General features: G+C 42.3%; 17 protein-coding genes. 1 reads left to right on the top strand and 16 read right to left on the bottom strand.

Annotated elements, in window-relative coordinates; genetic code table 11:
* Nucleotides 1–38: 38 nt before the first annotated feature.
* The 16 genes from trpB to scyA all read right to left on the bottom strand — a co-directional run bounded on the left by trpB (nt 39) and on the right by scyA (nt 21,918).
* Nucleotides 39–1,280 (bottom strand): tryptophan synthase subunit beta, encoded by a 1,242-nt coding sequence (gene trpB, locus NLP_RS09905; protein ID WP_104906258.1) that lies wholly within the window; start codon nt 1,278–1,280, stop codon nt 39–41.
* Between the two features lie 202 nt (nt 1,281–1,482).
* Nucleotides 1,483–2,709 (bottom strand): tyrosinase family protein, encoded by a 1,227-nt coding sequence (locus tag NLP_RS09900; RefSeq protein WP_104906257.1) that lies wholly within the window; start codon nt 2,707–2,709, stop codon nt 1,483–1,485.
* 150 nt (nt 2,710–2,859) lie between these two features.
* The gene (gene trpA, locus NLP_RS09895; protein WP_104906256.1) at nt 2,860–3,693 is read right to left on the bottom strand and encodes a tryptophan synthase subunit alpha; all 834 of its coding nucleotides are present in this window, start codon (nt 3,691–3,693) and stop codon (nt 2,860–2,862) included.
* A 462-nt stretch (nt 3,694–4,155) separates the two neighbouring features.
* Nucleotides 4,156–5,109 carry a zinc-dependent alcohol dehydrogenase family protein gene (locus tag NLP_RS09885; protein WP_104906255.1) on the bottom strand — a complete coding sequence of 318 codons (954 nt, stop codon included), beginning with the start codon at nt 5,107–5,109 and terminating at the stop codon, nt 4,156–4,158.
* A gap of 82 nt (nt 5,110–5,191) precedes the next feature.
* Complete coding sequence (gene trpC / locus NLP_RS09880; RefSeq protein WP_104906254.1) at nt 5,192–6,025, bottom strand: indole-3-glycerol phosphate synthase TrpC; 834 nt, start codon at nt 6,023–6,025, stop codon at nt 5,192–5,194.
* Nucleotides 6,026–6,119: 94 nt separating this feature from the next.
* Entirely contained in the window at nt 6,120–8,321 is a 2,202-nt protein-coding gene (locus tag NLP_RS09875) for an anthranilate synthase (RefSeq protein ID WP_104906253.1), read from the bottom strand.
* Between the two features lie 392 nt (nt 8,322–8,713).
* A complete protein-coding gene (locus NLP_RS09870; protein ID WP_104906252.1) occupies nt 8,714–9,910 on the bottom strand; it encodes a 3-dehydroquinate synthase in 1,197 nt (398 codons plus the stop codon).
* On the bottom strand, nt 9,904–10,548 hold the full coding sequence (locus tag NLP_RS09865) for a DsbA family oxidoreductase (RefSeq protein WP_104906251.1): 645 nt from the start codon (nt 10,546–10,548) through the stop codon (nt 9,904–9,906). The genes NLP_RS09870 and NLP_RS09865 overlap by 7 nt, the downstream gene beginning before the upstream one ends.
* 9 nt (nt 10,549–10,557) lie before the next feature.
* Nucleotides 10,558–11,649 (bottom strand): bifunctional chorismate mutase/prephenate dehydrogenase, encoded by a 1,092-nt coding sequence (gene tyrA, locus NLP_RS09860; protein WP_199784792.1) that lies wholly within the window; start codon nt 11,647–11,649, stop codon nt 10,558–10,560.
* Nucleotides 11,650–11,667: 18 nt separating this feature from the next.
* A complete protein-coding gene (locus NLP_RS09855; RefSeq protein WP_104906250.1) occupies nt 11,668–12,957 on the bottom strand; it encodes a glycosyltransferase family 4 protein in 1,290 nt (429 codons plus the stop codon).
* 270 nt (nt 12,958–13,227) lie between these two features.
* Nucleotides 13,228–14,424, bottom strand: coding sequence for a scytonemin biosynthesis PEP-CTERM protein ScyF (scyF, locus tag NLP_RS09850; protein WP_104906249.1), 1,197 nt, complete (start codon nt 14,422–14,424; stop codon nt 13,228–13,230).
* Nucleotides 14,425–14,595: 171 nt separating this feature from the next.
* A complete protein-coding gene (locus tag NLP_RS09845) occupies nt 14,596–15,972 on the bottom strand; it encodes a ScyD/ScyE family protein (RefSeq protein WP_104906248.1) in 1,377 nt (458 codons plus the stop codon).
* A 340-nt stretch (nt 15,973–16,312) separates the two neighbouring features.
* On the bottom strand, nt 16,313–17,593 hold the full coding sequence (locus NLP_RS09840) for a ScyD/ScyE family protein (RefSeq protein ID WP_104906247.1): 1,281 nt from the start codon (nt 17,591–17,593) through the stop codon (nt 16,313–16,315).
* Between the two features lie 88 nt (nt 17,594–17,681).
* A complete protein-coding gene (gene scyC, locus NLP_RS09835; RefSeq protein ID WP_104906246.1) occupies nt 17,682–18,650 on the bottom strand; it encodes a scytonemin biosynthesis cyclase/decarboxylase ScyC in 969 nt (322 codons plus the stop codon).
* A gap of 25 nt (nt 18,651–18,675) precedes the next feature.
* Nucleotides 18,676–19,737 (bottom strand): tryptophan dehydrogenase ScyB, encoded by a 1,062-nt coding sequence (scyB, locus tag NLP_RS09830; protein ID WP_104906245.1) that lies wholly within the window; start codon nt 19,735–19,737, stop codon nt 18,676–18,678.
* Nucleotides 19,738–20,040: 303 nt separating this feature from the next.
* Nucleotides 20,041–21,918, bottom strand: coding sequence for a scytonemin biosynthesis protein ScyA (scyA, locus tag NLP_RS09825; RefSeq protein ID WP_104906244.1), 1,878 nt, complete (start codon nt 21,916–21,918; stop codon nt 20,041–20,043).
* A gap of 1,603 nt (nt 21,919–23,521) precedes the next feature.
* Here scyA and NLP_RS09820 point away from each other — a divergent pair.
* Nucleotides 23,522–25,501 carry a scytonemin biosynthesis sensor histidine kinase gene (locus NLP_RS09820; protein ID WP_104906243.1) on the top strand — a complete coding sequence of 660 codons (1,980 nt, stop codon included), beginning with the start codon at nt 23,522–23,524 and terminating at the stop codon, nt 25,499–25,501.
* Nucleotides 25,502–25,611 lie beyond the last annotated feature (110 nt).

The following is a 25,611-nucleotide window of genomic DNA, read 5'->3' as shown; positions in this document are numbered from 1 at the left end:
ACAAATGACAAAGGACAAATGACGATAAGAAGAGAAAATTAAGGAATTAGGACTTTGGCGACGGTTTGTACATCTTTGTCACCTCTACCAGAGCAATTGATGACGATGCGAGGGCTACCTTTTAACTGAGGACAAAGGGTTTCAAGATATGCGATCGCATGAGCAGTTTCTAAGGCTGGAATAATCCCTTCTAGTTGCGAAAGCTTTTGAAATGCATCTAACGCCTGTTTATCGGTAACACTGTAATATTCGGCGCGACCAAGATCCATTAAATAACTATGCTCAGGGCCAACGCCAGGATAGTCTAATCCGGCACTAATTGAATGAGCTTCAATTATTTGACCATCATCATCTTGCAGTAAATAGCTCATTGCACCGTGCAATACACCTATTTTTCCTTTTGTCAAGGTAGCAGCGTGCTTTTCTGTATCTACACCTTCACCTGCTGCTTCTACTCCAATTAAGCGCACTGAAGGTTCATGTACAAATTCATTGAATAAGCCGATCGCATTGGAACCTCCACCCACGCAAGCCAGGAGAATATCTGGCAATCCTCCCCATTTTTCTAGAGACTGAGCGCGAGTTTCTACACCGATTATCACGTGGAAATCACGGACAATCATCGGGTAGGGATGGGGCCCTGCAACAGAACCCAGGATGTAATGGGTTGTTTCCACATTCGTCACCCAATCTCGAATTGCTTCCGAAGTCGCATCTTTGAGAGTTCCTGTACCTGCCTCTACTGGACGAACTTCTGCACCCATTAACTTCATGCGAAATACATTTAGGGCTTGGCGTTCCATATCTTGGACGCCCATGTAAATCACACATTTCAAACCAAACCGCGCACATACAGTTGCAGTCGCAACCCCATGCTGACCTGCACCTGTCTCGGCAATAATCCGTTGCTTGCCCATGCGTTTAGCTAGCAACACTTGACCTAAAGCATTATTAATTTTGTGAGCGCCTGTATGATTTAAATCTTCACGCTTTAAATAGATTTGCGGCCCCGTGCCATCTGGTCTAGCGTAGTTTGTTGTCAGGCGTTCAGCAAAATATAATGGGCTGGGTCGTCCTACGTAATCGCGTAGTAAGTTTTGCAGTTCTGCTTGGAAACTCGGCTCATTGCAATATTGATGAAACGCCGCTTCTAACTCACTTAATGCAGGCATTAAAGTTTCGGGGACGTACTTACCGCCGAATTTTCCAAACCTGCCTAAAAGGTCAGGTCGCACAGACGTAGTTGAAAGCGTAGCGTTGATATCTTGGATGCTTACCATAATTCAAAATCCTTTTATGTTCAAGTATTTTTTGCTCTGGTTACGCCGGATGTAACTTTCTCTCAAATCTAACCCCCAACCGCTTCCCTTCAAGGGAAGGGGAGTAAGAATCAAAGCCTTTCAGGAGCGGGGGAGAGGTTTGGAAGCGGGATTCCAAGCATCTCGTTCTAACTTTTTAGAACTTATGCCACAGCTGAAATCTTCATTGCGTTTTCTTTTCACGGGTTTGGTAGGTATAACCCAGTTCCCTGTGATTCAAAACATCTATAGGACGCACCAAATCGTTAGAGTCAAAATTTGGTAATAGCGATAGTAAATCTCCTAACGCCGTAGCTTTGGGGGTAGACATACCGCCGTCCCAAGGCCACATTAGGTCTTTCAGATTGTGTCCGTAAGGCTGACTATGACCATCGGGAGGATAAAAATCGCTACCTTTATGACCGTTGTCTTGCCATTCAGCCCAGAGGCGGTCTGCGTTTGCATGATGCAACCAAAACACTGGGTCATAAGGCGAACTTGGTATATTGCTCATCGTACCCAGACCCTTAAACTTTATGGGTATCGTACTTGCGTCTATTTGTACCCCACCGACTAAACCATGAATGTAGTTGTGGATGAATCCTCCGGGGGTGACTTTACCCTGCTCATCTATAGAGATAAATCCTTCCAAAGCAGCGCGAAATAGAGAATAGTCATTAAGAGCCAGGACACGCTGAATATCTTTTTTAGGCACAGGGTAATCACTGGCAGGAGGTAGTCTCAGAAAGCGGACAAGTGATGTACCTAAAGATATTCCGGTATCTGTGTCAATGTTTAATGCTGGATTCATAACCCAGCCATTTGCAGCAGAGAAACCCCCAGGCACAGCGCCACCTGTAAAATTCCCCTGATTTGGAATTTTGATGGTTACTCCTTGACCATTAGAGCCAAGAAAGTCATCGTTAAAAATTACATCGAGTGCTTTGGCGTCAGTCCAATCCCAGTATGGGAGAGTAACAGTTGGGTCTACTGCTTGCAGAGCTTGTTCAAATCTGCGAATATATTCTCGATGCCAAGGGAAAAACGCGGCATTTTCATGAGCAAGTTCTTGGGTGGAACCATCGGAATGCCCTGTATGGTTATGAATTAAGCGTGTTGCCCCTAGATGTATGGCAACGAATTGGTCGTAAATACTGAGCTTGCTACCTGCGGGAATTATCGTTTTTAAGGTTTTGATCGCCTTGACAAAGGCTGTTTTCTCTGCTGGTGTCAGGTCAGTTACGTTCTTTCTTACAGTTAGATAACCCTGTTGCCCTGGTAAATTGTAATGCCAATGGTAGTTGTATTGTCCGTGGTCAATGCGATCGTGGGCAAAGACTGTAAGCGCACAGGTGCTAACTATAAGTAAGCTGTAAATTAATATTTTGAAGGATTTCAGCAGTAATTTCATTGTCTTAATCGAAAAAGAGGAGCAGGGGGGCAGGGGAGCAGGGGAGCAGTGGGGCAGGGGGCAGTGGGAAGAAGGAGAAATAATTGATACTAATTTCCTATTCCCTACTCCCTATTCCCCATTCCCCACTCCCTAAATCTGCGGGTGAATTTATCCCACCTCTTGAAGAGATGGACTTTCGCGCCGACTTTCTGTAATGGCTGTTTTAAGTTCTTGACAAAGCTTTTCTACTGCTTGCAATCCTTCAGTTGGGCTACCTTCAGCTAACCTTTTAACGAAGGCGCTACCAACAATCACTGCATCTGCTCCCCATTCTTTTACTTGATGTGCTTGTTCTGGCCCTGAGATGCCAAAACCAACGCCGATGGGTTTATTGGTGACGCTTCGCAAATCTGTTAATAAATACTTTACGCGGTCTTGGATTTGAGCGCGGATACCTGTAACGCCTGTAACGCTGACCAGGTAGATAAAACCTTGAGATTGACGAGCGATCGCTTCAATTCTATCTCTAGAACTGGTAGGAGCTACGAGTAAAATTACCTCAATTCCGAAAGATGCAGCAGTTTGGATTAATTCTTCTGCTTCTTCTAAGGGTAAGTCTGGTACTACCAACCCTTGCACCCCAGCAACGGCAATTTGCGCCAAAAATGACTTAATACCTCGGTACAAAATGGGATTGTAGTAAGTAAATAGAATTATCGGCGCTTTTAGGCGAGGAATCTCTGTGTGCAACATTTCTAGCACTTGCTCTAATTTCGTGCCTTTTTGCAAAGCGCGGGTTGCTGCTGCTTGAATCACAGGCCCATCTGCCAGAGGATCGGAGTAGGGAATGCCCAACTCGATGAAGTCAGCGCCGTTGCGATCTAAGATGTGTAAAGCCTCGGCGGTGGTTTCTAAGTTAGGATCGCCTGCTGTGATAAAGGGGATTAAAGCACACTGTTGGCGAGCGCGTAAAGTTTGAAAGGAATCGGAGATAGAAGTCATGCTGAAAAATAGTTAATGATTAGTTAATAGTTTTGGAATAATTAACACTTAGCAATTAGCGATGTCCACGCTAAATTTTTTGTTAATGAGTCTTTGATACTCGTGAATGAGTCTTTTAGCTCCGTTAATGAGTCTTTGATCCTCGTGAATGAGCCTTTTAGCTCCGTTAATGAGTCTTTGATCCTCGTGAATGAGCCTTTTAGCTCCGTTAACGAGTCTTTGATCCTCGTGAATGAGCCTTTTAGCTCCGTTAACGAGTCTTTGATCCTCGTGAATGAGCCTTTTAGCTCCGTTAACGAGTCTTTGATCCTCGTGAATGAGTCTTTTAGCTCCGTTAACGAGTCTTTGATCCTCGTGAATGAGTTTTTGAACCTCATTTTTTTAAGTTTGGGATTTGAGTTATAGCTAATGCTTAACGGCAAGGCAGAAACTAATAATCACTGATCAACCCTAAACGTTGATTCATACAACCTGTACAACAATCTTGCCGCGTACACCCTCACCGCCTTCCTCAAAGGTTTTATGCGCTTGGGCTACCTGATGAAGTGAAAAAGTCTTACTGACAACAGGTTTGATTTGACCCCGTTCAATTAAGGTTCTTAAAGCATCAAGCTTGGGGCGGGTCTGATCTAAGTGTGTAAAGTAGACAGTAATATTTTTGAAAATAGCGATATTCAAGTCACCTTCAACCCCCGTGACAGTAACAGCGCGACCCTCAGCTTTTGTGACTACCAAACTTTTGGCTAAAATGTCACCGCTAACAGTAGTAAAAGTCACATCAACTCCTTGACCGCCCGTTTCCTGCATAATAATGTTGATAAAGTCTTCGTTGCGGTAATCGATCGCTCTGTCTGCACCGATGGACTTGACAAAATCGGTATCATAACCGCCGCAGGTTGTGTAAACGTAAGCGCCTGCCGCTTTAGCTATTTGAATGGCGAATGTGCCGACACCACCTGCACCACCATGAATTAACACTGTTTCACCGACTTTGATATTTGCTCTAGTGATCAGTGCAGCCCATGCTGTACCCCCTGCCACAGGTACGCTAGCAGCTTTTAAATGGGATATGTTTCTGGGCTTTTTGGCAATAGTTGATTCATTTGCGACATGATACTCCGCATTAGCACCGCCACCTTCTTCATGTGCGATCGCATAATAAACTTCGTCACCCACCTGAAAATCTTTAACATTTTCGCCAACTGCCTCAACGACACCGGAAACGTCAAAGCCGAGAATTGCAGGCAGTTTGACCCTTGGCCCGAAACTTCCTTGGCGCATTCCGCAGTCGGCTGGATTCACTGAGGTGGCATAAACCTTGACTAAAACTTCGTTGTTCCTTGGTGTCGGTTTATCTACTTCAGTTTTTACAAAGACTTCTGGACTTCCGAAGTTTGCGATCGCCATCGCTTTCATACAATTGCCTCAAAGCAAAATAGGGAACAGGGAAAGCAGGGGGGGCAGCGGAGAGATAAAAGCTTAACCCAAGCGTATTGGGTTAGGCAGGAGCAAGTCTTAGCAAAGTACGCACAGCTTGTTCTACATCGCTTTGTTTAACTAAAGACTCTCCAATCAAAACTGCACGCGCACCAGCCTCAGCGACAAAAGATAAATCAGCAGGTGTATACAGTCCAGATTCGCTGACGACGGTGATATCCAAACTTTGTAATTGTTGTTGACGCTCTGCTAAAAGTTGCTGGGTTGTTCCTAAATCAAGAGTAAAATCTGCTAAATTGCGATTGTTGATTCCTACTAAATGTAAGTTATCAAGCTTTAGCACTCGATCCAGTTCAGCTAAGGTATGAACTTCTACCAGTGCATTCATGCCCAAATCGTGAATTACTTCCAAAAAAGCCTGGAGTTCTCGATCTGATAAAATGGCGGCAATCAACAAGACTGCATCTGCACCTGCTGTTCGTGCTAAATAAATTTGATAGCGATCGATGATGAACTCTTTGCACAGTAGCGGTAATGCTACTTTTAATCGCACACTCCGCAGATTCTCAAAACTGCCCTGAAAGAACTTTTCGTCAGTCAGGACTGATAAACAAGCTGCACCGCCTCGTTCATAAGCTTGAGCAACAGCTACTGCATCAAAATCTGCGCGGATAATCCCCCGACTAGGTGATGCTTTTTTTACCTCGGCAATTAAGCTCGGTTGGTTAGAATTTGACTGCAAAGCAGTCAAGAAATTTCGCACAGTCGGGGCTGCATTTAACTGTTGTCGCAAGGAGGCTAAAGGCAGTTCTTGCTGCATTTGTGCAACTTCTTGCTTTTTATGCGACACAATGTCTTCAAGAATATGGCGGGAAGTGACAACTTGATTAGTCATAAACAGCTAGGGGGAATGAGGAAATAATTAATTATTCTCGTATTCTCGTTTCTTCTCGTTCTCAGATGGAATCTGGGAACGAGGCAACTCTTGACTAATGACTAATGACTAATGACTCTTCGACCTGCGTATACGCACGCACGACATTTTTAATTATTTCCAAACCGACTTCTCCCGCTAAAGTCATGATTGATTCTGGATGAAACTGAACGGCGGCGATGGGAAGTGTTTGATGTTCAATGCCCATAATTACGTCGTCATCAGACATCGCTGTTACTTTCAGTTCTTTTGGCAAACGTTGCGGTAGGGCAAACAATGAGTGATATCTACCGACTGCAAAGGATTCTGGTAAGTTTTTGAAGGTGACAGAATTAGAATCGGTGACGAAAATCCGTGAAGATTTACCATGTTGAGGATAGTCGAGAACTCCCAACTCGCCATCAAAAGCTTCAACGATGCCTTGCAATCCTAAACAAACTCCGAAAATCGGAATTTGGCGATGCAGAAGGGCGCCAACAGTCTGCGAAACCCCAAAATCACTTGGTCTACCAGGCCCAGGAGATAAAACAACTAAGTCAGGGCGTTCTGTATCGAATAGCGATTCCGAGAAACCATGACGGAGTGTGGTAACGCTTGCACCAGTTTGGCGAATGTAATTAGCTAGGGTATGAACAAATGAGTCTTCGTAGTCTATTAGTAAGATGCGTTTGCCAGTTGCCGCACTTGGGGATTTAGTTAACTTTATGGAACTGGACTGATCAATTTTCTGACTCGTTTGCTTCACACGCCGAATCGTTTCAAATAAAGCAGCACCTTTAGTAATTGTTTCTTCTTCTTCTGCTTGGGGTATGGAGTCATAAAGGACAGTAGCACCAACTCGCACTTCGGCGATGCAATCTTTTAATCGGATTGTCCGCAGAATTAAGCCAGTATTTAAATTGCCGTTGAAATTTAAATAGCCGACTGCTCCACCATACCAACGTCGGGCGCTCTTTTCGTGCTGTTCAATAAAATCTATTGCTGCCCTTTTGGGTGCGCCGGTGACTGTAACTGCCCATGTATGCGAAAGAAAGGCATCTAAAGCATCAAATTGCGATCGCAGTGTCCCTTCAACATGATCCACTGTATGAATTAAGTGGCTGTATAATTCAATTTGGCGACGACCAATGACTTGTACCGAACCAGGTTCGCAGATTCGGGATTTGTCATTGCGATCGACATCAGTACACATGGTCAACTCGGCTTCATCTTTTTTGGAGTTGAGTAACTGACGAATTTGCACCGCATCATCAAGAGCATCTTGTCCCCGGCTAATAGTGCCACTGATTGGACAAGTTTCAACCCGCCTACCTTCAACCCGCACAAACATTTCTGGAGATGCACCAATCAGATATTCACCACCTAAATTAAAAATAAATCCATAAGGACTGGGATTTATTTCTTTTAAGGTGTTAAATAATTTGCTGGGTTGGTCTTCATAGCCTTCAAAAAAGTTTTGACTAGGAACAACTTCAAATAAATCGCCTCGGCGGAAATAATCGAGTGCAAGCTCAACTTTTTTCGCATATTCGCCTACTTTATGGTCAGCAGTTTGCGGCGGTAGAAGATGTTTGCCGCGATAATCTACAGACTCACCTGTTCGAGGAAGATTCTTCGTGCTGCCGTGCGCTGTCTCAAAATCATATTGTAGACGAAATGCACGTTGCTGATAATAGTCAACAACAATTAATTCATCAGGCAGATAAAGTACTAAATCCCGTTGATCTGTAGGACGTTCCAGACGTTGGGTAATTGGTTCAAACTGAAAAACTAAGTCATAACCAAAAGCACCATACAAGCCTAAATGCTCATCTTCTTGACTAGAGAAAGTATATAGAATTTCGCGAACAACTGTAAATGATGAAGGCTGTTTACTGCGTTCTTCCTCAGTAAATAGTTTGTTTGAAGGTTTAATAAAGCCGACAATATTGTTATTATCTTGGGTGACGTTCTCAAGTTGCTCTGACTGGGATAGGCGCTCTAACAGAAATGGTAAAAGTACTTGACCGCGTTCATTCAACGCTATCAAAGTAAAAGCGTTTTCCTGTGTAGTCAATTCTAACGGTGGATTGACAAATCCGATCGCCCATCTTTTGTATCTGCCTGGATATTCGTAGCTACTCCTTAGTAAGCCTCCACGCTGAGAATTTAAATGGAACAGAATATCTTCGAGGGCAGTGTCCATCTTAACTTCAGTGATGGAGCGAGAAACACTTACACCGCTAAGGGTTTTGTAAGAACGGGAATCAAAAATCATGAGTAATTTCTCTGAAATAGTTATTAGTCAATTATCAATAAGCAACCATTGGTTATTAGTAGTTATTTTTAAAGTAGTAGCAAACTTAGATAATCTGCTGTCAATCTAAGTCAACTTATTTTAATTACTGTGTTCTTTCTAAAAAATGTAATAAAAAACTTTTTGTTTCTTACTTAAGATTACTAGATGTTAAGCAAATAATACATTGAATAATTTTTCGATTGGGTGTCAATTTATTCGCTTTTTATACTGCTTTTCTAGTACATTTAATAACAACCCTATTTAAAAATATCCGCCTCCCCCAAAAGTAGTAAATAATCTCATAAAAACTCTGCGTTCCTACCCTACGGGAAGGCGAAGCGCCTATGCGCTTCCCTCAGCCTTCTTTGCGTTTAAAAATTCTCCCTCGCCTCCTGCAACAGCGAAATGGCTTGCTTATACAAAGACAAATTCACCTCATGAACCTCAATGCTTTTTCCAATCCTTTGTAACAGTGTCAGAGTCAACTCTCCCCCTAAATGTTCGCGAAATTCAATCAAACCCCAAAACAAACAATGAGGATCTTCCAATTGTGATAAATTCTTAGCCAGTTCTGGCACATACAACGTGAAACCCAAAGCCAATAAAGTATTTAATATCCGTTGCCACTCTGAACAATCCAGCAGCCCTACCAAATAAGAATAGGTGCTATCCAAAGCGATACCGATCGCAACAGCTTCGCCATGACGCAAGCGATAATTTGTCAAATGCTCCAATTTATGAGCCGCCCAATGTCCAAAATCTAGGGGACGAGACGAACCCATTTCAAAAGGATCGCCGCCATTGGCAATATGTTCTAAATGCAACTGGGCGCAACGATAGATAACTTGTTGCATAGTATCCATATCTCGTCGCTTCAGGGCTGCGGTGTGAGAGTGGATAAAATCAAAAAAGCTAGCATCCTTAATCAGCGCCACTTTGATTGCTTCTGCGATTCCAGAACGCCAATCGCGATCGTCTAGAGTTGTCAAGAACGCAGAGTCATTTATAACTGCATAAGGTGGCGCAAATGTGCCGAGAAAGTTCTTTTTACCAAAAGCGTTGATGCCGTTTTTGACGCCAACCCCAGAATCATTTTGTGCCAACACCGTTGTTGGAACCCGAATTAGGCGAATTCCCCGGTGAGCAGTTGCGGCTGCATATCCTACCAAATCCAACACCGCCCCGCCCCCGATCGCTAATATGTAGGAGTGACGACATAATCCGGCAGCTTCAATTACTTGCTGGATTTGCTCTACTAAAGTGCGATCGTTTTTGGCAGCTTCTCCTCCCGAAATTATCATCGGTTGGGCTGCGATCGCTAGTACCTCTGCATAAAACTTGGTATACGCGACTAATTGCTTCACCAATTCAGGTTGATACTTTAATATTCCTGCATCTACTACTGCAACTATTTTCTTCGGCTTTGTCTCCTCATCCGCACCAATCACTTGGGCTAAGGTGGGATTTTTCAACTCAAATAAATTTTGGGTGAAGTAAACCTCGTAGTTAAAAGTAACTGAAACACGTTGATTAATTAATCTACTTTTTTGGTTGATGTCAACTACCATATTTTTGCGGGTATATCTAAAAGTGCAGTACGATTCAAAGTTTCCAGGAACACCTCTACCGAGTGAGAACCATTTAGCTTAACTTTGTTATTGATGACGAATAACGGCACGCTATTGATGCCATTTAACCGAGCAAATATTGATTCAGCAACAACTGCATCACTCACAGCACTATCGTTTAATTGCAACTTTAATTCGCTAGCATCCATTTGATATGCTGTACCGATGGCAACAATAACGTCAATATTTCCGAGGTTCAAACCGTCTTCAAAGTAAGCTTTATAAATAGCTTCTACGACATCGTTTTTTACGTTTGCGGGTGCAAGTGCAATCAGTTGATGAGAAAGCTTAGTATTGACAGCCAAACGGATTTTTTCAAAATCTAGCTTAACTCCAGCCGCCTCACCTGCGCGTTGGGTATAATCAAACATCTGTTGTATTTCTTCCGCTTTAATGCCTTTTCTATTTTGCATAAAGCTATAAAATTCGTACCCGTCAGCAGGAACAGTATTGTCCAGAAGAAAGGGATGCCAGCGGATATGCACTTCTTGTTCTTGTTGTGCTAGTGCATCAAACAGATATTTTTTACCAATTCTGCACCAAGGACAAACGGTATCGTGAAAGATGTCTATCAGCATATTTTTAGTTTAAATGCTAATATTTGTGTGCATCTGTGGTTGAAAATCTCGTTGGATAGCTATTAAATTTAAAGGCTGTAGAAAAGTATTGATTTTCTCTTCAAAAAAGCTTTGAGAATTTTCAAATTCTTGAGTTAATGCGTCTCTGTCTTTCATCGCTACCAGTTTCGCCAAACGGCTGTAGGTATCAGCTAAAAAGCTAATTGCATTACACCTTTCTTCTGTAGCTAGCATAATATCCACAGATAAGTGAGGATTTTGGGAAAATAAACGTTTAACAATATCAATTTCTTGACGGTAATTAGGAGTTGACATTGTTAAACTCTGCTCTATGTCAATTTTTGCTTCTGCTAAGAAAACGCCAAGACTAAATCTACAAAAATGTTGGGTTGCTTGAATAATCACCATCATCCGATCGTGTTCTTCAGGCGTGCAAGCAACTAACTCGGCCCCTTGACTTTTAAAAAAGTCTAAAAACCATTGAAATGAATCATCGTTTCGACCTGGACACACCACTACTTTTTGTCCAAAAAACGATTTGATATTTGGCCCAAACATTGGATGTAAACCCATAACTGGCCCGCAATGGTGTTCGAGCATCGCCTGAGTTGGCTGTACTTTAATACTCGTAATGTCACACAAAGCGGTAGTTGGAGCGAGGTATTTAGCTACACGCTTGATAACATCAACTGTATGTTCAATAGGAACGCTTACTAATACTAATTCTGCCTGACTTAACAGTTTATCTGCATATTTCCAATCATTATGTTCCAGAACGCTAACATTGTTACCTACTAGCGAAAGTTGCTCTTTAAATAATCTTCCCATCCTGCCGCATCCACCGACAATCGCAATTTTTCGGGGACTGACATGAATTGTTTTAGATTTAGGAATTAGAGTAGTATAACAACTATTTACTACACCTGCCCAAACAGACTCAGGAATACCAGCTTGGGCGAGTAGGGGAGCGACATCAGCCAATTGTTCATCTAAAGAAGGTTGTTCTGATGCTGCTAATAATGATATGCGATCGCTTAATAAGGCGATCAACCTTTGGTCAGTTTTTTTAAGCCGATCTGAATCAGAGGATTTCAAAGGCATTTTTCCTGTCCCCAATTTTCAAATATCAACAAGTGATTCCTGAGAACTCAATTTGGGCAACATATCCAAAGTTGTTGCTCTTTTGGCAATCATATTAGAAAATAACTCTTCATACCGATCTAGCGTTTGCTCAAAGGAATAGTTTTCTACCGCAAACTTTCTTCCTTCACGCCCTAATTTTGCTGCTAGTTCCGGTTGATTATATAAATCCAATACCGCAGTGGCTAAAGCATCTGCCGACTCTGGCTTAACGATAATACCGCCGCCACTTTCTCGAATAGCTTTGGCAGCAGTACCAGTGGCGGGAACTGAACCCACAATTGGGCGACCACTGGCTAACAACAATGGTATTTTAGAAGGCATATTGAAAGAAATCACATTGCACTTTTGCACAATCAACCCGACATCAGCAGCTGCTAACATTTGCGGTAGTTTTTCTCGCGGTTGCAATGGTAAAAGCAATACGTTATCTGCACCACAAGCAAGACAATGTTTTTGCAACCTTTCGAGAGCTTGGGATTCGCCGGCTACGACAAAGACAATATCATTAATATGGCGCAAGCAAGCTGCTGCTTCTATTACTGTCTCCAAACCTTGCGTGAGAGCAATATTACCTGAATAAAGCACTACAAATTTACCATCGAGTTGATGGGTAGCTCTCCAATAGTTATTCTCCTTTGGTAAAGGGCGGATAAAATTTAGATTTACCCAATTTGGAATGCAGGCAATTTTATTAACAGGTACACCTTTATTTATTAAATTATCCACAAAGCCATCAGCAATCACACTAATGGTATGTGCATTTCGGTAGGCAAATTTTTCTAAAGCTTCTAGAGCGAGAATCATCAACTTATTTTTAATTAGCCCAACACGCACAGCAGCTTCTGGGAGGATATCTTGCACATTCAGAACTACTGGACAGTTGTATAGCCAACTTATTAAGGTTGCAGGTAAGCAAACGAGTAACGGTGGCACTGTTAAGAGAATTAAATCAGGTCGCTCACCCTTGAGAGCTTGTGGCAAACTTGTAAAGACAAAGCTCAACTCTAGCAGTAGCCGATCTACAAGGTTAGGTTTAGACTTAATCCGCAGGTAACTACGCCCAATGGTGACACCATTTTTCTCTTCAGTAACGTATAACTTACCCCGATAGCGATCGTAAATCTGACGCTGAGGATAGTTAGGCATACCTGTGATTACCCGCACTTGGTGCCCTCGTTTCACCAGCCCTTCTGCTAGTTCAGTCATCAAAGGTGCAATACCAATTGGTTCTGGATGATAGTTGTATGAATAAATCAGAATGTGCATGAGCTGTTAATGTCCTGGAAGCACCTTGATAATGTTGGCTTTATTGTGTTATCCAGTTTTTATCTTCCTTGTTCCGGATTTAATAACCTGAAATTTTCGTAGGGGAGCCAGTGCGTTGCGAAGAGAACTCGATCAGAACTTCGGGAGGTTCCCTCCGTTGTAGCAACTGGCGTTGTGTTACCGCGAAGCGTAGCGCACCAAAATTTTTGAGATGGTGCATTATGCCCTTGGCTAACGCACCCTACCAAACTGTTACTCAAGCATCAGAACTTAGCACTGTTTTTGTAGTTCCTTCTCTAAACTGAAGACTGGCTTTTGTTGCCCACGTTTCCGCAATGTGACGGTAGCAGCCCCAAATCCAAGCAATGCTAAACCCAATGCTGAACTAGGTTCTGGTACTTTCCTTGTGCCTTCTACGTTTAACACTTGGACGCGACCTTGGAAGAAATCGCCCACATAAAGCTTGCCATCTTTGAGGCTTGTGCCACCCGTCCAGTTAAATCTGCCTGGTGTGAGGTCGAGGGGATTACCAAATGGGGGGTCAGTTAATCCTGGAGGCGGGACTGGGTTGCCTGATGCATCTAGAGCTGGTTTACCGTAGGAAGTCAAGAAGTTACCCTTTTTATCAAACACCTGAACGCGGCTGTTGATCGAATCAGCTACATAAACATTCTCTTGGTCGTCCACTTCGATGCCAATTGGCTGAAGAAGCTGTCCAGGTCCGCTACCTGCTGAACCAAATGTGTACAGAGGTTTACCATTTGGATCGAGTACCTGAACGCGGTTGTTATACTGGTCAGCTACAAAGATATTTCCACTAACTGGGGAAATTCTTGTACCGGCTACACCTTGGAATTCTCCAAGTGCAGTGCCAGTGGTGCCACCAATGACACCAATTTGCTTTCCGTCAGGTGTGAATTTAAGGATTCTTTCGCCGTTAAAATCACCTACGTAAACGTTGCCAGTTTTGTCAAATGTTACACCAGATGGTCCAAAGAAAAATCTACCTGGTATGAGAGGGGTAAATTCTCCATTTGCAAAGGATCTAATAAATTTACCCTGAGAATCGAATTGATTAATGCGGTTGTTGTAAACATCACCTGCATACAAATCCCCTGTTACGGGATTAAAGTCTACAGTTGTTGGCTCGTCAAACTGTCCGGGCCCTGTGCCGCCGGAGCCAATTGCTCCAATATACTGACCGCTTGGACTAAATTTTTCAATTTTGTCACCGAGGTTGTAGTTAGGAGTACCATCCGGGTTAATACCGCGTCCGTTAGATATAAGGGTATTCCCTTGGCTATCCACCGCTATGCCTTGGGGAACAAACAGTTGCCCAGGGCCGAAGCCAGGACTGCCGATAGTTCTGTCGAAAGTTAATGTTACAGCCTTGGCTTGGGCTGCTGTTGCCAACACCAAGAATCCAGTACCGAGAATGCCGATTGACAAATTTTTGACTAATCCCATGAGTTTGAAGTGCTGGTTGTATGAGTTATACTCTTTCCTAGACTAATTTTGTTCCCAGTCCCAGTTCGGGAACTCTGAAATTTGGGCTGCTGCCTCTTGTTGGAAATGCAACTTTCTCTATGAGGCAGCAGCCTATTTTGCAAGCTTTACGTGATACTAGGTAAAGAGGAATTAGACAGTCTCTGCTTTAGCTAGGAACTCTTCATCCAACTTTTCTGAGCGTTTGCGCTTGGCGATCGCACCAGTTGCGCCTACACCAGCAAGTGCTAATAAGCCAACTATTGAACCAGGTTCGGGGATTGTTTGTGTAACGAGACCATCCACCCGAACAACTTCCCCTCGTCCTTTGCCAACACCCTGATTGGTAATATAAATCTTACCGTCAGGGCCAATAGCAATTCCATCAGCCGAATCTAGCCCTTGACCGGCTGCAACGAGTGTTGTGCGAGTGCCATCAGGAGCAACTTGGATCAGAGAACCGGGTAGGTCTGTGATGTCACCCCCTAACTGGGACTTGTCGCTGAATTGTAAAACCAGCAAATCGCCTTTCTTATCAAAGGTTAGGTCTGTGATGTGCGTAAACCCATCTAGAAAAACTTCTGGTTTCATATCTTTGCCAATGCGGAAAATCCGTGATTTACCTGCTGGATAAGGAAAACCCGTATATTCACCAACGTATAAAGCTCCATCGGGGCCAATTGTGCCACCTGTGGGTACTGATTGAATTGCTGTTTTTCCTCCTGGAAGCTGCTCTAATAGCCCAGGAGGTAATTGTAATCCTGGTGGCAAGTCGGAGTCACTAATGACGTTTTTAGGAATTGCGATCGCCTCGGACTTACTTCCGTCAAGTTTAATTTTGTAAGCAGCGTTCCCACCCCCATCAACCACATAAGCACTATCCCCATTAATAGTCAGGTCATAGGGATTGGTAACTACATCCCCTTTGTCTGGATTTTTGGTGATTTCATACTTGGCAAAGTCAAAAATACTGTTGAGAGCTCCCGTCTTCAAGTCAACTTTGTACAGTTGTGCTAAAAGCGGGCTATTCAGTACTTTATCGGCTGTTGATGGCGGAAAACTACCAAGTTGATTTTGTGGGATAGGGGATTGAGTACCTAGTTTAAATGTTTCTAGATCGCGGTTTCCTGGATAACCAGCATACCCAGTCAGAAGATAAGCATTCCCTTTAGAGTCGAATTGCACGTCTTCAATACCAGCCCCTTGATTGCCTGTAGGTTGTTCTGCTAGAGACTCAAAGTTATTAAGTAGACGCTGTTTGGTGCCGTTTGGTGAAACTTTGACGAGTGAACTAGTGTTACCAGCACAGATAGGCTGAAACAGCGTACTCGGAGATGGTTGGCAATTTCCGTTTCCGCCGATACCTGGCTCTGCTACGTAGAGACTGCCGTCAGGACCAAAGCTAACACCCCGTGCATTACTGACTCCATCGACTATTGTCGTTAGTGTTGCAGCTTGTGCAGATAGTGTTCCACAAATAGCGGTAAAACAAAATGTAAGAGATGTAAGAGCAAATGATTTGAGTTTCATACCTTTGGTGATTGAGAGTTAAATAATTGGAAACTTTTATGGCTTTAAAGACAACGAATCTCAGTCTTTAAGGAATGCAGGATAAATGCCCTTTTTGAGAGGCACTGATATTCAGTAAACCACGAATTTTTAAAAACCAACGTAAAAATAAGAGTTCCAGGCATTATAAGAAAGCAGGTAAAAAGCATTTGTTGAACAGCTATCACCTGTATGTTGCTAGTAGCATCAACTGAAATGCTCACTAATCGGTTGTTTTGTGGTATCCCTGCATTAACTGAAATGTCCACTTGTCTTGGCTTATAAAAAACTTTTTGGTTTACTGATATTGGTTTGAAACTCTTTATTTGAGCGCCACAACTCTATCTATGAGTGGTTGGGTAGCTCTCTTCTTGTGCAACCAAGCAACGCCCAATGCACCGATCGCTAACACACCTAAAGCAGAATCAGGTTCAGGGACAGACTTGATATTTTCAATTCTGAGAACTTGTCCAAGTCCTGGGCGATCGCCTCGGTTTGTGACGTATACTGCACCATCAGCACCAATAGTTAGGGCGCTAGGCGACTCTAATCCATTGCCACTCAGAAGAGTTGTGCGTGTGCCATCGGTAGCTATTTTGATTACAGAACCATCAAAATTACCCTTCCAAGCTGACTGATTGGCGTACTGCAAAGCATATAAATTGCCCGCAGAATCAAATTGCAAGTCTGTGAGTTGGGTAAAACCATCAGCGAAGACTGTTGGCTTGCCATCAGCACCGACTCGATAGATTTTTGCGCCACCTTCTGGGAAGGGAAAACCAGTAAATTGGCTGACGTAATAAGCGCCATCAGGGCCTTTTGCCACACTTGAGGGTACTGCTTGAGTTGCAAACTGCGATCGCACCGCTTCACCTTGAGATGGCACCTGTGCCGGTTCATTGGATGGGGTATCAGAAGGTGGAAAGATGGGATTAGTTAATATATCTTGGGGAAAGGTAGTAATAGCTTGCAAGTTACTACCACCAGTATTAACACGGAGTAAGTCGTTCGCACCTGCATCAACCGCAACCAGATTAGTGCCATCTATTACGAAACCCAAGGGATTGCTATCTACATCACTACCATCGGGATTGTTGGCGAGTTCATAGTTAGCTAAATCAGCAACACTTGTCCAGGAATTGGTCTTAAAGTCGGGAGCAATGATTTTACCGAGGTCAGTGTTACCCAAATTGCGATCGCGAAACGCTGGATTAGCCCCATACCCAATCAGAACATAAGGTTTACCTTTAGCATCAAATTGGATGTCACGAGCGCCTGTGCCTCCAGTACCATCTGGTAATGCTATAGAAGGAAGTCCTGTAAGTATCCGCTCGGTTTTACCATTCTCAATTTTGGTAACTGCCCCACTTGTGCCGTAGCATAAAGAATCGCCTTGACCGCTTGGTGGTGGAACACAAGCGCCACTTCCCCCGATTCCTGCTTCTGTAACATAGAGATCGCCATCAGGGCCAAAGCTCAGACCACCCGCATTATATAGACCGTCGGCGATTACTGAAAAGGATGCGGCTGACGCAGCTTTCATTCCCGAAAAAGCGGCAACACAAAAAGTGAGGATAGTAATAGTAAGTGGCTTGAGTTTCATGTGTTGCAATACAGGTAATCGTGGGGAATTGAGGGGTGAATTTTAAACGCAGAGAACGCTGAGGGAAGCGCAGAGTAACGCCGAGATTTTAGTTGGTAACTAGTGATTCTGGAGTTTTTGGTAGATAGCTCATTCCTCGGTCAAATGATTTGAGGTTGCCAGCTTTGGCTTCGAGTAAACGTTTAATGTTCATGCTCTCAGCACCAAAGTCTTCAATTTGAAGTTTGCCGTGGCTAACAGTTCCATCTGTTTTCCAGAATGTAATTCGATGCAGGATAAAACCAGAGGCTTCTGGGTCAGCGAAAGCATAAGCGGTTGGAATAAGTAAAGCTACAGAACGCTGATAATATTCGTAGTCTGGATAAAAGTGTTCTTGTTCAAGTAAGTAGTATTTACTCAGACTATGAACTCGCACAGACACTTTTACTTTTTGATCATATTCATCTTTGAATTCACCGGAATCAGAGGTAATCTCACCATTTGGTCGTAGTAAATGCGCCCACTCGTCTACGTTTTTTAAGTCTTTCAAGTATTCAATGCCGATTTCAATTGGGGCATCAACATAGATGGTGTCTGTATCGATAAAGTGGCTTCCTTTTGCTGCTGCGGTTAGACCAGCTTTGCGTTCCAAATTACCTTTGAGAGAACGACACTCGGAAGTGTGTACTGTGTGAATTCCCTGCATAATCATCTGAGTCTGCCGTTTGGGATCGACAAAGCTCAACCAGTGAAAATATACACCTTTTTCATCTGTTCCTGGCTCGATGTAGTCGGTGGGAAACAGCAAAACAGGGTAAACTTGAAAATATTTCTGATACTCTAATCCACAGTGCCACTCAATACCGTAGAAAAGTGGATTTTCTAGTTTTTTAACGTGATAGTAAAGATTTTTATGATAACCTGATGCAGTTCCCAGCCAGGTATCTTCGTCAATTTGCTCTTTCATCCGGCTGTAAAGCGTCCATTCATCTAAATTCTTTAAACTACAAAGGTAGTCAAAGGCGCTCTCTGGTGAAGTTGCAATATAAGCTGATGTAGCAAAGGTATTTTTTTCCACTGTTCACTCCTGAAGATAATAAAAATTAGGCTGCGATCGCTTTAGTCTTGGTTCGCTTACTATTGTTGATTCGGTCTTCTGCTAATCGTCTGGCAGCATCGTTGGTACTAACTCCCTGCTGTTTAGCAATATCAAAAATTGCTAATAGGGTGTCATAAATGTTATGCACTTGCTTGAAAGCTTTTTCTTCGTCATAACCAATCATTTCGTTGTAAACATTGATTAGCCCTCCGGCATTAATTACATAATCAGGGCTGTAAAGAATCCCTTTTTTGGCAAGCATCTGACTATGTAATTGCTCATTGTCCAATTGATTATTAGCTGCACCAGCAATAATTTTTGCTTGCAGGAAAGGAATTGTATGACTATTAAGAATTCCTCCTAACGCGCAAGGAGCAAAGATATCTACATCAAGTGAGTAAATTTCGGTTGGTTCTACAACAGTTGCGCCAAAAAGCCGTTTTACCTCTTCCGCTTTTGCTGGATCTACATCGCTAACAAAAAGCTGGACATCATGCTCATGTAGATGCCGACAGAGATTTTTACCTACATTTCCTAAGCCTTGAACTGCAACTTTCATGCCATCAAGTCTTTTACTCTGCCAGCGAGATTCTACAGCAGCTTTAATTCCCAGAAAGACGCCTAGTGATGTTATCGGAGCAGGTCCACCGGACTTTTCTGATACTCCAACAACATATTTTGTTTCTTGACTAATTGTCCGCACATCGTCAGGAGTAATATTGACATCTTGTCCGGTAATAAAACGTCCATTCAAGCTATTAACAAAACGTCCGTAGGCTCTCAACAGATCGTCTGTTTTATTTTCAGGATTAGCAATAATGACTGCTTTTCCCCCACCAGCCGGAATGTTCGCACAGGCTGCTTTATATGTCATTCCACGACTCAGACGCAGTGCATCTTTTAAAGCAGCTTCTTCGTTGACATAAGGCATAAGTCTTGTAGCTCCCATCGCTGGGCCCAAGGTCGTGTCATGGATAGCAATAATTGCCTTAATTTCGGGATTTTTACCATGACAGAAGAGAACTTGTTCGTGACCCATTTCTCTAACAGTTTCAAATAGCAGCATTTTCACCTCTCGATATTGGTTGGAATTGTTTAGAGAAAGTAATGATCATTACAAAATGTCAAGATATAGACACAAAAACACTCTTGAATATTAAGATAAGATGAAGTTAGAAAAGAGTAATCTTCAAAAATAAAACATTCCAGCTCTGTGGGCGTAGTTGTTGCCTGGAATAAAGTTTTTGCCGCTTCTAAATTCATCCTTTATGTTTTGCTGAATGGACTCATCCAAACTGCGTTGTAAATTCCGCCTTCTTGGAGTGTCTTAGTGTCTATAAGAATTGAATGAGATTGCAAGCTTTTTAAATCAAATCATTGGAAATGAAACTTGCTTAACTGCATTTTTCGCGGGAGTTGATTTAATTCCTTGGGCTGCCAAACTTTTATTACGTCCACCAGAAGGTGCTGGTCGATCGGCGTCAATCACTACATCAATCAGAAAGGGAACAGTTGATGCGATCGCTTGTTCTAATGCGGCTTCAATATCTGACTCTCTAACGACTACGATCGCTTCTGCTCCCATCCCACGAGCAATCATCGCAAAGTTTGTTGGTGGAAGTGTTGCGTCTGCACCCTTTAATCCCAAGATTTTCATCCCTTGATGGCACATGTTGTAACGCGCATCGTTAAGTACAATCCAAATCGCGGGAATTTTGTATTTCACGGCTGTGCTGATTTCGTTATTCATCAGCATTGCCCCATCGCCGACAATCGCTACAGCCTTGCCATTGTTCGCCACTGCTGCACCCAACACTCCAGTGACGGCGTGACCCATTGCGCCGACTCCGGTGCTGACTCGGTAACGATTGGCTTGGGAAAATTGCAGTAGATGTGTTGACCAAGTAAACGAGTTACCACACTCCGCCATGACTACCGCATCGCTACCCTCGACAATTATCTTTTGAATTGCTGCCATCAATACTTCTGGCCGCACTGGATAATCTACGTCTGGAGCAGGTTCAATTTCTTTGTGTTCTGGGCGAGGTAGGGAAATTGTGGAACGAGAAGCATCTGGTAACTGCTGCAACAACTCTTGCACAAAAGCTTTGATGTCAGACCGAACCCCGAAAGTTTCCACGTGTGGATAGGCTACACCTGGCACTTCTGGGTCAATATCGACATGGACAAAGCCTGCTTTTGGAACCAGCGCCGAACTCCAGAAGGAAGTCGGTTCACCAAGGCGGGTTCCTAATACAAGTGTGCGTAATGGAGGTTGTTCTTCCATATATGTCAATACGGAAGCATGACCACCTAAACCTGTAACACCCACAAATTGGGGATGATCTTCGGGGAAGATACCTTTACCACGGGGTGAACACATGACGGCTGCTCCGGTTTTCTCTGCGAGTTCAAGGATTTCCTCTGCTGCGTCACGCGCACCGAAACCAACCCAGATGGCAAAGGGGCCAGATGATAATAACTCTACAGATTTAGCGATCGCTTGTTTTGAAGCAGTCATCCCAAACGGAGAAACATCTAATTGAGGTAAAGCTATATCCTCAACTAAACTTGTCTGCACTGCCGTGGGAATACTCAAATGGGCAACGAATCCGCCTGGTTGCGCCAAAGCTAAAGCAAGTTTGCGGAAAATCTGTGGTAGTTGAGATGCAGATTCAATAGTGATTGCATAGTTGAATAGCGCTCCTGAGGTAAAAATTCCCCCACTGGGCAAGGTATAAGTGCTGGTTTCTTGAATAGCCCAACGTCCACGCTGCGGTGCTGAGGTGCAAGCTGACAGCAAAATTACCTTTGCACCTTCACCACGAGCCGCAAATAACCCGGTCAGGGCGTTAGTGATCCCCGGTCCTGCTGTGGTAAAAACTACAGTAGGGCGATTATTGGCAAAGTATGCTTCGGTGGCGGCAAATGCTGCTCCGGCTTCATGGCGGAAGTTCAACACTTCTATGCTGCTATTTGATAGCGCACCCCAAAGGCTGGCCATTGCACCACCGGCGACACCAAAAGCGTAACCCACTCCCAAATTTTCCAACATCTGAGCGATCGCATCAGCAACTGAGAGCGTTGGGGCTGTTTCATCATTTAAAAAAGCCTGAATTCCCCCATTCTTTTCCGATTCATCAAGCTGACGGGAGTCAGACATAGATTCTACATAGCTGTTTGCTGGAAGTTCCTTGTATGGCTCAGTGGTGATGAGAGGATTTGAACCAGTATAGTTTTGACTCATTGGTTTCACGTAATTACAGAAAGTTACACAAAGGTTTTTTAGTTTACAATCGTAGCGGTGGCAATATCTAACACAAACAACTCTGTTGCTTTTACAGCTATGACCAAGCTTGGTCGGTAGTAGAAACGGTTAATCGCTGCTGATTCATGGTTGTGAGCACACTACCAAAAACTTTTGAAAAGCATACAGCAATCTAGGATGCACTTCTTAATCATCAGAATAAAGGAGATAAAGACCGTTGGGCAATCAAAAATCTTTTGATGGGGGTGTCAAATTTTTCGCTTCTACTGTGATGATTGCAGTGCTTAAGTAGGTTGGCGGGAATAAACCAAATCATCTAAAGGTATGTAAACGAGCAACTAAGCTTGACTCAAGCACTTCTCATAATCTTTACAAAGGTTTACATAGTTACCTTTAATTGCACCCATTTACTTATTTAACCGCCTGGGGAAATTCTTAGCTTAATGATAATTACTATGATAAAAATCTATTTGCAATGAAAAATCTTTTGATGAGGGTGTCAATTCTTTCGCTTTGAGCGTGATTATGACATTTCCAACTTAGTCATTCTGAAAGATTGATATTCTGCGATCGCAGAATCGGCACATTACCAAATTTACAATAGAAAATCTTTTGATCTGGTTGTCAATTATTTTGCTTTAGGACTTACACAACTAACTTTTCATCCGAATTAAAGCATCAGCCAATTTAGCGGTATTTATATTGCTACCAAAAACTCTTTGAGTCAATTATTTGTAACGATAAAGACATTATTTTTTAACTTTTTATATTTCTTTTGAGAGATGACTAAGCATTCAATACGTAATTATTTTATAAAATATGTTTTATATGACATAAAATCCAGCAATATATGCTTAGTATAAGATCCAGTGTTTGTTTTGTTATAAACAAACACAATGCTATACGTAAACTCATACGTGTTTTTGCGATACATTTGTACTTCCCACGACAGATGACTAAGCATGTTTTTCTATAGTTAGATATATGAAAGAGTAAGTTAAGATAAATTAAGTAAATAAGTTGATCGGTGAAATTTGTTCATTTAAGCCAGGACTAGCACTGCACATCGCCTTTATGTTGAAAATCAAACGAATCTACACTAGTACAGCACGGCGTAAATCTAACTACTATCTCAATTAACCAGACAAATAGGGGCAATTCATGAATTGCCTCTACTCAAGCAACTGGTTAATTTTAGGTTGATGAACTATTTAGTTAGTTCTGGTGCAGGACTAATTCAAATTTAAAATATTTTTTCTACTTATAGATTAAGAGTTTTTAACTCTTATCTAATAAGGTTTATTGACTAATCTGGATTTGATTTGTCTAAATTTTGTGTAGCCGTAAAAAGCTGTTTAAGTCAATAGTAAAGTTTTTTAAAAATTTAGTTTTTTTATAAAAATTTGGTTCAATAATTCACATTTTACTGGTATGATAATTTTTGTTAAGATAAATGTTAATTTTTTAACATACTAAGGAATTTTTTTAACAGCCGAAGAGTGCACCAAAGATTTTAGTAAGTTATGATTTTTAACTCATTAATGGCTATGGTGCTGATTGATTACCAGCAGGAAGTAGGAATATGAATTCTGGCGAATATACACTAGCTAGATCAAGCAATCAATGGGCACTACAACCAGAAATAGAGATGAAGTTTGCTCACTTGCTGATAAATCAAGCTGTAGATGCGGCCTTCTGTTTAGGAGTAAACGCACAGTTTCTTTACGTCAACGATGCCACTTGCCTGATGACTGAGTATTCCCGTGAGGAATTACTTTCTATGAGGCTGCATGATATAGATGTAGACTTTTCTCTACATAATTGGTCAGATATTAGCTCACAAGGTTCCCTTACCTTTAAATCTCGCTACCAGACAAAAGGAGGTCGGATATTTTTGGTAGAAATATCCATGAGCTATGTCAAACACCAAGATATGGAATTTGGCTGTGTTTTTGCTCGTGATAAAACTGGTGAAATAGTAGAACTGAGCCTGCAAAAGTGGACTGGTGAATTAAGGAATGCTAAAGACAATTTGCAGCAGGAATTTTCTCAACTCAAGGCAAGAGAAGTAGAACTAGAAACATCCATATCTTTACTTCGTTCTACTCTCGAATCTACTGCCATTGGTGTTGTTGCAGTTAACTTTGAGGGAGATATTCTGAGCTTTAATCAGAAATTTGTGGAGATGTGGCAGATCCCGGAGTCCCTAATATTATCCAAGAAATGTCCTCGATGCAAAGCCTTTTTTGAGAACCAACTTAAAGACCCACAAACCTTTAGTCGGATGATTTGGGAAGTGTCTAGCCAATCTGATTTTGAGAGCTACGACATTCTGGAGTTGAAAGATGGAAGAGTTTTTGCACATTACTCAAAACCTCAGTGGCTTGAGGGCAAAATTATTGGGAGAGTGTGGAGTATTTGGGAAATTACTGAATCGAAACGGACTGAAGAAGCATTACGGCTGAACGCAGCTAGATTTCGGACTTTAGCAGAAACCACAGATGCCAGCACTTTTCTGATTCAAGGCACGCGACTTTGCTACATAAATCCAGCAGTGGAGAAACTCACTGGCTACACAAAAGAGGAACTGCTAACAGACTTTGGACTGCACCGACTGATTAAAAGCAAAAAACGTAGGCAGGTAGGCAACCAGGGTGAAGCAGGTGACTTTGAATATCAGGAGATGAATATTCTGACAAAAAACGGCACGGAGCGCTGGCTAGCTTGTGCGGTTGCCATGCTAGATGGAGTGCTGGATTTTGGGGGAAAACCAGTCGAATTGATTGCAGGTATCGATATTACCGATTACAAATATGCGGAATTAGGTCTTAACCAAGCTTTAGAACAAGCAAAACAACTTAGCGAACTTAGAGCGCGTTTTCTTTCTATGGTCTGCCATCAATTCCGGACTCCGCTGAATATTATTTCATTTTCTAATAGCTTACTAAAGGAAGAAGTAGACAAACACACACAGAAAAAAATACAACCATTACTCGATCACATTCAGAAAGCCACCGAACAACTCAGCCAGATGTTGGATGATATTTTGTTCTTTTCTAAGGCAGAATCAGCAAAAATAAATTTTGAGCCAAAACCGCTTGAGTTAGTTCAGTTTTGTAATGATTTAGTTGCACAAATGCAGATGTGTGTTAGCCCAATTCAGATTAATTTTGTAAGTCAAGATAAGTCCCTAACAGCCTGCATAGATGAAAAACTGTTAGAGCCGATTTTGAATAATTTGCTCGATAATGCAATCAAGTATTCTCCCTCAGAAATTGCAATTGAGTTGAAATTATATTGCCAAAATGAGAAAGTAATTTTCCAGGTTCAAGATATGGGTATCGGTATTCCATTAGCAGATCAACAACGTATATTTGAGCCATTTTACCGTGGTAGTAATATCGATCATATACCTGGTACTGGACTAGGACTATCGATTCTTAAAACCCTTGTAGATTTACATCACGGTCAAGTCTCTGTAGAAAGTCAACTTGATGTGGGCACTACATTTACTGTGATGTTGCCATTAATCAAATCAGAGTTGACCAGTTCCGAGTTATGAGTGTTGAAATGAAATAGTTGTTAATTAACAAATTAACAATCATAACTCTCGGAACGAAGTAATTAATCTCATGCCTATTTACATACTCACTAAAGAGTCTAGTAAGCAGC

Source organism: Nostoc sp. 'Lobaria pulmonaria (5183) cyanobiont' (genome assembly GCF_002949795.1).
Lineage (GTDB): Bacteria > Cyanobacteriota > Cyanobacteriia > Cyanobacteriales > Nostocaceae > Nostoc.
The sequence above is the reverse complement of the archived record's forward strand: the minus strand, read 5'-3'. Positions and strand labels throughout refer to the sequence as shown.

What these genes read in the sequence shown, in the direction of transcription:
- trpB (WP_104906258.1), bottom strand. Translation starts at nt 1,280, where the DNA reads ATGGTAAGCATCCAAGATATCAACGCTACGCTTTCAACTACGTCTGTG.
- NLP_RS09900 (WP_104906257.1), bottom strand. Translation starts at nt 2,709, where the DNA reads ATGAAATTACTGCTGAAATCCTTCAAAATATTAATTTACAGCTTACTT.
- trpA (WP_104906256.1), bottom strand. Translation starts at nt 3,693, where the DNA reads ATGACTTCTATCTCCGATTCCTTTCAAACTTTACGCGCTCGCCAACAG.
- NLP_RS09885 (WP_104906255.1), bottom strand. Translation starts at nt 5,109, where the DNA reads ATGAAAGCGATGGCGATCGCAAACTTCGGAAGTCCAGAAGTCTTTGTA.
- trpC (WP_104906254.1), bottom strand. Translation starts at nt 6,025, where the DNA reads ATGACTAATCAAGTTGTCACTTCCCGCCATATTCTTGAAGACATTGTG.
- NLP_RS09875 (WP_104906253.1), bottom strand. Translation starts at nt 8,321, where the DNA reads ATGATTTTTGATTCCCGTTCTTACAAAACCCTTAGCGGTGTAAGTGTT.
- NLP_RS09870 (WP_104906252.1), bottom strand. Translation starts at nt 9,910, where the DNA reads ATGGTAGTTGACATCAACCAAAAAAGTAGATTAATTAATCAACGTGTT.
- NLP_RS09865 (WP_104906251.1), bottom strand. Translation starts at nt 10,548, where the DNA reads ATGCTGATAGACATCTTTCACGATACCGTTTGTCCTTGGTGCAGAATT.
- tyrA (WP_199784792.1), bottom strand. Translation starts at nt 11,649, where the DNA reads ATGCCTTTGAAATCCTCTGATTCAGATCGGCTTAAAAAAACTGACCAA.
- NLP_RS09855 (WP_104906250.1), bottom strand. Translation starts at nt 12,957, where the DNA reads ATGCACATTCTGATTTATTCATACAACTATCATCCAGAACCAATTGGT.
- scyF (WP_104906249.1), bottom strand. Translation starts at nt 14,424, where the DNA reads ATGGGATTAGTCAAAAATTTGTCAATCGGCATTCTCGGTACTGGATTC.
- NLP_RS09845 (WP_104906248.1), bottom strand. Translation starts at nt 15,972, where the DNA reads ATGAAACTCAAATCATTTGCTCTTACATCTCTTACATTTTGTTTTACC.
- NLP_RS09840 (WP_104906247.1), bottom strand. Translation starts at nt 17,593, where the DNA reads ATGAAACTCAAGCCACTTACTATTACTATCCTCACTTTTTGTGTTGCC.
- scyB (WP_104906245.1), bottom strand. Translation starts at nt 19,737, where the DNA reads ATGCTGCTATTTGAAACTGTTAGAGAAATGGGTCACGAACAAGTTCTC.
- scyA (WP_104906244.1), bottom strand. Translation starts at nt 21,918, where the DNA reads ATGAGTCAAAACTATACTGGTTCAAATCCTCTCATCACCACTGAGCCA.
- NLP_RS09820 (WP_104906243.1), top strand. Translation starts at nt 23,522, where the DNA reads ATGAATTCTGGCGAATATACACTAGCTAGATCAAGCAATCAATGGGCA.